Source organism: Aneurinibacillus danicus (assembly GCF_007991215.1).
GTDB classification, from domain to species: domain Bacteria; phylum Bacillota; class Bacilli; order Aneurinibacillales; family Aneurinibacillaceae; genus Aneurinibacillus; species Aneurinibacillus danicus.
In genome coordinates, this window is record NZ_BJXX01000259.1 from 1 (window position 1) to 1,556 (window position 1,556).

1 protein-coding gene is annotated in these 1,556 nt (G+C 43.2%); it reads left to right on the forward strand.

Going from position 1 to position 1,556, the window contains the following annotated elements:
* Positions 1-180: 180 nt before the first annotated feature.
* Positions 181-1,359, forward strand: a complete 1,179-nt coding sequence (locus ADA01nite_RS21585) for an RNA-guided endonuclease InsQ/TnpB family protein (protein WP_146812483.1) — start codon at positions 181-183, stop codon at positions 1,357-1,359.
* Positions 1,360-1,556 lie beyond the last annotated feature (197 nt).

The following is a 1,556-nucleotide window of genomic DNA, read 5'->3' on the forward strand; positions in this document are numbered from 1 at the left end:
TTTTAACATAATTCCGAAAGAAGTCTCCCACTTCTACATGTGAAGGTGCTTTTAGCACCAATGAAAGTGGGAGATGAATGTCGGTTAGGCGTAGCCTAACGTTGTTTCTTGCAGAACATTTGATCCCCTGATATACTTTAGTCTAATCTAATCAGGGTCATATGAAAGAAGGTGATGCGTATGATTCGTGCGAAGAAAGTCTATTTCCGGGCATCCAAAACGGATATAGATCGGTTGTTTGCCTGCAACCGGGAATCGGCTCTTGTTTGGAATGAATGCTTACGGCTGGCAAAAGAGTATCATCTTGAACATAAAAAATGGATGTCCAAGTCCGAGCTTCAGAAACAAACAAAAGGGAAATTCCACCTACATAGCCAATCCATTCAGGCGGTTTGCCACAAATATCTTTTCGCCAGAGACTCCTCCCATCAGGCAATCAAAAAAGGAAAGACAACTACACGCTACCCCTACAAGAAAAAGAAACATTACAACACCAAATGGGCAAAAGACGGGTTCAAGATTCACCCAAATGGAAAAATTGAACTATCCATGGGCGTTCACAACGGAAAAAGGAAAAAACCGATTGTGGTTCATGCGTCCAACCTGCCACAAGAGAATATCAAGGAAATCGAACTGTGTTACGACAATGGATTGTATCTTGCGGTTTCTTTTGAAGACGGGCAAGAAAACAAGCCCTATCAATCCAGCCATTCCGTCGGTGTTGATATGGGAGAAATCCATACCCTTTCCGCTTTTTGTGAAAATGGACAGGCCTTGATCGTTACAGGTCGAAAAATACGTTCTCTTCACCGTTTTCGGAATAAGAAATTGGCAGAAATCCAACGTCTGCAATCGAAATGCAGGAAAGGATCTCGGCAATGGAAAAAATATCAACGAGCCAAACAGTATATTCTTTCCAGGTCAGAGAAACAACTGCAAGATGCGCTGCACAAGGCGACCCGAAACTTTGTGGAGTGGTGTGTGAAGCAGTCGATTTCAGATGTGTATGTGGGAAATCCTGAAGGGGTTCAACGAAATACCCGCAAGAAAAAGAAAACAAACCGAAAGCAGGCTCAGAAATTGTCCAACTGGTCATTTGGAAAAGTGAAAGACTATCTCAAATATAAATTGGCACAAGACGGAATCAAGATGCACGAGGTGGATGAGTCGTATACAAGTCAGACATGCCCTGTCTGCAGGAGGAAACAAAGAGTGTCTTCCAGAAATTATGTGTGTTCATGCGGATATCATGAACATCGGGATGTTCATGGCGCACGAAACATTTTGAGTAGAGCCATATATGGTGAGATGCTTCCTTTCGATATACCAACGAAACTGAAGTATCTACGTATCGCGTAAGCGAGAAGTAGTAGAAGGTTTGTTCCGACCCTTCTGTATCTATCAAAGGGTACAGAAGTTGCTTACTTACGTGTCGAGATGACTTCCGGTATGTATATCGAGTATGGGAGGCAAATCCTCTTATGCGCAGAAGCATCAACGATACGGCTGGTAAGAAACTCCCACCTCTAAGTGTTAGCGTAGGTGGGAGAGGTTCA